Here is a 5,265-nt window from a genome sequence, read left to right on the forward strand (position 1 = left end):
TCGCCGAGCGCGAGCTTCGCCGCGCTCGCCGTCGCCGACGAGCGGGACGGGACCGACCTGCTCGGCGTCCTGCGGGTCGTCCTGGACCACTGGGGCAGCAAGGCGGCCGCCGCGACGGCGCTGGGCGTCTCGCGGCCGGTGCTCTACGACCGCATCGCGCGGCTCGAGCGAGTCCTGGACGCGTCCCTGGACGACGCCGAGGTGCGCACGTCCCTCCACGTCGCGCTCCTGGTCACCGACCTGGCGTCCTCCCCTCCCGGCTGAGCCTCCCCTCCCCGCTGAGGGTGACGTTGTGCACGCGACACGCCGCGTGGAGCGGGCACAACGTCACGCCCAGCGAGGGCGGGAGGTCAGGAGCCGGCGAGCATGTCGCGCACGAGCGGGGCGACCTTGGTGCCGTACAGCTCGATCGCGTGCTGGAGCTGCGCGTGCGGCACGGCGCCGTTGGAGTACTTGAGGTCGAAGCGGTCGGCCCCGAGCGCCTGCACGGTGCGGGCGATCTTGCGGGCCACGGTCTCGGGCGAGCCGACGTACAGCGAGCCGTGCGGGCTGGCCTCCTGCTCGAACTGCAGCCGCGTCGGTGCCGGCCACCCGCGCTGGGCGCCGATGCGGGCGCGCTGGGCCTGGAAGTGCTCGTACAGCTCCTCGCGCGCCTGCTCGTCGGTGTCCGCGACGTAGCCGGGCGAGTGGACGGCCAGCGGCTTGGCCGGCTGGCCCATCTTGTCCAACGCGTCGTGGAACAGGTCGACGTACGGCCGGAAGCGCACGGGGTCGCCACCGATGATGGCCAGGAACAGGCCGAAGCCGTACCGCGCCGTGCGGACGACCGACTCCGGGCTGCCGCCCACGCCGATCCAGGTGGTCAGGCCGCCCTCGGTGGGCGGGAAGACCGACTGCTGCTCCAGCGGCGGGCGGGTGCTGCCCGACCAGGTGATCGGCTGCTCCTTGACCGCCTCGGCGAACAGCGACAGCTTGTCCTCGAACAGCTCCTCGTACTGGCTCAGGTCGAAGCCGAACAGCGGGAAGGACTCGGTGAACGAGCCGCGCCCCAGCACGACCTCGGCGCGTCCGTGCGACAGGGCGTCGACCGTCGCGAACCGCTCGTAGACGCGGATCGGGTCGTCGGAGCTGAGCACCGTCACCGCCGAGCCGAGCCGGATGCGCTCGGTGCGGGCGGCGATCGCGGCCAGGACGGTCTCGGGGCTGGAGATCGCGAAGTCCTCGCGGTGGTGCTCGCCCAGGCCGATGAAGTCCAGGCCGACCTGGTCGGCGAGCACGGCCTCCTCGACGACGTCGCGCACCACCTGGGCCGGGTGGACCGGATGTCCGTCCAGGTCGACCGTGACGTCGCCGAAGGTGTCCAGTCCGAGCTCGAGCTGCGCTGCCATGACCGCGTCCTCACTAGTTGAAAGTTGTACGACCTACCCTAGCGTGCCGCCGCCGCGGGCACCAGCGACGCCGACGAGCGCCCTCGCCCGCGCCGCCCTACGGTGATCGCACCATGGTGAGGCTGCGACGAGTGACGTGCCAGGGCCCGGGCTGGCACCGCGTGAAGCAGGGCCGCGGCTTCCGCTACCTCGACGAGGACGGCGGGCCGCTCGAGCCCGAGGACGTGGTGCGCTGCAAGAACCTGGTGATCCCGCCCGCCTGGAAGGACGTGTGGATCTGCCCGCACCCGAACGGGCACCTGCAGGCGGTGGGCACCGACGACGCCGGACGCCGCCAGTACCTGTACCACCCGGACTGGCGCACCAAGCGCGACCTGGAGAAGTTCGAGCGCATCGAGCTGTTCGCCGCGACGCTGGTGAAGCGCCGGGCCGCGACCCGCCGCGACCTGACCGCCGCACCGGGCGAGGAGCTCGGGCGCACGCAGGTCGTCGCCGCCGCGTTCGCGCTGCTGGACCTGGGCATCTTCCGCATCGGCTCGGAGCGCTACACCGAGGAGAACGGCTCGTACGGGCTGACGACCATCGAGCGCGACCACGTGACCCCGCACGGACGCACGGCGCTGGACTTCCACTACGTGGGCAAGTCCGGCCAGGACGTCGAGGTGACGGTGCGCGACAAGCGCGTCGTCGCCGTGCTGCGCGACCTGGTCGATCGTGAGGACGACGACCCGCGCCTGCTGGCCTTCCACGAGGACGGTGCGTGGCACCACGTGGACGCCTCCGACGTCAACGCCTACGTGAAGGCCAAGCTCGGCGACGACCACACCGCCAAGGACTTCCGCACGTGGCGGGGCACCGTCATCGCCGCCCTTTCCCTCGCCGGCGCGCCGCGCGGACGAAGACGGCGCGCAAGAAGGCGATCACCGCCGCCATGCGCGAGGTGTCGGACCACCTGGGCAACACCCCGGCGGTCGCCCGCTCGTCGTACGTCACCCGCGCGTGGTCGACCTGTTCGAGGACGGCCAGACGGTGTCGCCGGACCACCGCCGCGTCTCCCCCGGCGGCACGGTCGGCCGGGCCCTCGAGCGGGACGTCCTGGCGCTGCTCCAGAAGGCCTGAGCCACCGGGCCGGACGCCGGACGCGGTTCCCTACGATGAGGGCCATGGAAACCGTGTACGACCTCGTCCTCGTCCTCCACCTCGTGTCGTGGGCCATCGTCATCGGCGGCTGGCTCACCCACATGCGCACCCGCGTGGTCGTGCCCGGGATGTTCCACGGCGCGGCGTCCGCGCTGCTGACCGGCCTGGTGCTGGTCGGCCTGTGGGAGGCCGTCGACGGCGCGCGCGACGGCGACCCGAACCACGCCAAGATCGGCGTCAAGCTGGTCATCGCGCTCGTCGTGACCGTGCTCGCGTTCCTCGGCCAGAAGCAGGGCAAGCAGGCTGGCACGCACCCGTCAGCGGGCCTCTTCCATGCCGTCGGTGCCCTCGCGCTCGTCAACGTCGTCATCGCCGTCGTCTGGTGACCCGCGCCAGCGCTTGACGCTGTAGGCGAGCAGCGCCCAGGCGGCGATCGCCGAGACGGCCAGGCCCAGGCCCGTGCCCCAGCCCCCGGCGGGCAGGTGCGGGCCGAGGCCGACGCCGAGCACCTCGAAGCGCGGGATGCGGGGGTCGATCGTCCACACGACGGCCAGCGCCATGAGCCACACGCCGCCGAGGAAGCTGAACCCGATGCGCGGCCAGGTGGCGACGCCGTAGCGCGCGGCCTCGACCGCCTTGGCCTCGAGCGGGTCGAGCACCCGTGCGGCCCAGGTGTAGTGACGCGACAGGATCGCGACCCCGGCGACCAGCACGATCGTGCCGGGACCGGGCAGCGGCATGAGCGGGATGCCGACCACCACGAGCAGCCAGCCGAGCGCCAGCGAGCCTGTGCGCGAGAACCACCGCCGTGCGCCAGCCGCTGCCATGTCCCCAGCATGCCAGGCGCTCCCGACAGCGTCCTCGGGATGCACCCCGGCTCCTCCCCTGAGGGACGCACGACGGCCCGGCCCCTCGGGGGACCGGGCGTGTGGTGCGCGCGTCAGGCGCTGACGAAGACGTGCGAGGCGGCGTCGTGGTCGATCTCGGCGGTCTCGCCCTGACGGGCGACCGTGATGCCGCTGATCGTGCGCGAGACCAGGATGTCGTTGCCGGGCAGGGCGCCGACGCGGCGCAGCACCGACATGACCTCGGTGTCCTTCTGCAGCTCCTCGGCGATGCGGCGCACGACGACGCGGGACGGGTCGGTGGCCCCGGCGACCTGCGGCAGCGGCACGACGCCGTCGAGGAAGTGGTCGACCAGGCCGTGCGGGTCGCCGAGCTCGGACAGCCCCGGGATCGGGTTGCCGTAGGGCGACTCGGTCGGGTGCTCGAGCAGCTCGATGAGCCGGCGCTCCACCTGCTCGGACATGACGTGCTCCCAGCGGCACGCCTCCTCGTGGACGTACTCGATCTCCAGGCCGATGACGTCGGTCAGCAGGCGCTCGGCCAGGCGGTGCTTGCGCATCACGCGGGTGGCGAGCTGGCGGCCGCGCTCGGACAGCTCGAGGTGGCGGTCGCCGCCGACGGTCAGCAGGCCGTCGCGCTCCATGCGGGCGACCGTCTGCGACACCGTCGGCCCGCTCTGGTGCAGGCGCTCGGCGATGCGGGCGCGCAGCGGGACGATCCCCTCCTCCTCGAGCTCGAAGATGGTGCGGAGGTACATCTCGGTGGTGTCGATCAGGTCGCTCACGGGCCCCATTGTGGCGCATCGGTGGGCGATTCCCCGAACCCGCGTCCGCCGCCGCCCCCGCACGCGTCCGCCGCCGGCCACGGGCAGGCCACCGACGTCGCGCAGGTTCGGCAGGAAGGTCGTCATGCCCCGACCCTAGCCACCGCCCCCGACGACGTGGCCGATCCCACGTGGTCTCCGAATGCAACGACCGGTGCGGGTGTTCGTAAGATGGCCCGCGTGCCCACGCCCCGCAAAGTAGCCACCACCGCGCTCGTGGGAAGCACCGCCGCCCTGACCGGGTTCTACGGCACCCTGCTCGGCGAGGCCGTCCTGGCCCGCAAGGCGATCGGCGTCACCGACGAGCGTCCGCCCTCCCCCGACGGCCTCTACGGGACCGACCTCCCGGGCGAGCCCGTGCGCGTGCTCGTCGCCGGGGACTCGGCCGCGGTCGGCTACGGCACCGAGCGCGCCGACCAGACGCCGGCCGGGCTGCTCGGGATCGGCCTGTCGCACGTGCTGGACTGCCCGGTGGACGTGCGCAGCGTCGCCGTCGTGGGCGCCCAGACCAGCGACCTTCCCGGCCAGCTCGAGCTCGGCCTGGAGCACAAGCCCGACGTCGTCGTCATCGTCGTCGGAGCCAACGACGTGACGCACCGGGTGCGGCCCGCCGTCTCGGCCCGCCAGCTCGGCCAGGTCGTGCGCGACCTGACGTCGCGTGACGTCGAGGTCGTCGTGGGCACGTGCCCCGACCTGGGGCTGGTGCGCCCGCTGCAGCAGCCGCTGCGGTGGTACGCGCACCGGGTCAGCACCCGCCTGGCCAGGCTGCAGACCGTCGCCGTCGCCCGCAACGGCGGACGCGCCGTCTCGCTCGGCGAGCTGCTCGGCAAGCTGTTCCTCGAGCACCACGACGTCATGTTCGGCGCCGACCGGTTCCACCCGTCGGCCACCGGCTACGCCAACATGGTCGGCGTCCTCATGCCGGCGATCACCGGTGCGCTGCGTGAGCACGAGACCGGGCGCGTCCCGTTCTTCGACGTCCCGCGCGACCTCATGCCGATCGCGGCCGCGGCGTCGCAGGCCTCGCACGAGGCCGGCACCGAGGTCGTCGGCGCGGGTCGCTGGGCG

At 73.0% G+C, this 5,265-nt stretch carries 6 protein-coding genes; 3 read left to right on the top strand and 3 right to left on the bottom strand.

The window, feature by feature from the left end; translation table 11 throughout:
- A partial coding sequence (locus tag AC2W7G_RS08750; protein WP_485868091.1) for a helix-turn-helix domain-containing protein occupies positions 1–264 on the top strand: 264 nt, incomplete at its 5' end.
- Positions 265–350: 86 nt separating this feature from the next.
- Here the strand turns inward: AC2W7G_RS08750 and AC2W7G_RS08755 are convergent.
- Positions 351–1,388, bottom strand: a complete 1,038-nt coding sequence (locus tag AC2W7G_RS08755; RefSeq protein WP_485868092.1) for an LLM class flavin-dependent oxidoreductase — start codon at positions 1,386–1,388, stop codon at positions 351–353.
- A gap of 131 nt (positions 1,389–1,519) precedes the next feature.
- Here AC2W7G_RS08755 and AC2W7G_RS08760 point away from each other — a divergent pair, with 131 nt between their 5' ends.
- A complete protein-coding gene (locus AC2W7G_RS08760; protein WP_485868093.1) occupies positions 1,520–2,914 on the top strand; it encodes a DNA topoisomerase IB in 1,395 nt (464 codons plus the stop codon).
- Here AC2W7G_RS08760 and AC2W7G_RS08765 read toward each other — a convergent pair.
- Positions 2,846–3,355, bottom strand: coding sequence for a PGPGW domain-containing protein (locus AC2W7G_RS08765; RefSeq protein WP_485868094.1), 510 nt, complete (start codon positions 3,353–3,355; stop codon positions 2,846–2,848). The two genes, AC2W7G_RS08760 and AC2W7G_RS08765, sit on opposite strands and share 69 nt — an antisense overlap.
- A gap of 113 nt (positions 3,356–3,468) precedes the next feature.
- Positions 3,469–4,158 carry an iron-dependent transcriptional repressor DtxR gene (locus AC2W7G_RS08770; protein WP_485868095.1) on the bottom strand — a complete coding sequence of 230 codons (690 nt, stop codon included), beginning with the start codon at positions 4,156–4,158 and terminating at the stop codon, positions 3,469–3,471.
- A 219-nt stretch (positions 4,159–4,377) separates the two neighbouring features.
- Between AC2W7G_RS08770 and AC2W7G_RS08775 the strand changes: the two genes are divergently transcribed.
- A partial coding sequence (locus AC2W7G_RS08775) for an SGNH/GDSL hydrolase family protein (RefSeq protein ID WP_485868096.1) occupies positions 4,378–5,265 on the top strand: 888 nt, incomplete at its 3' end.

The organism is Aeromicrobium sp. PFPM2_SD2, assembly GCF_057364525.1.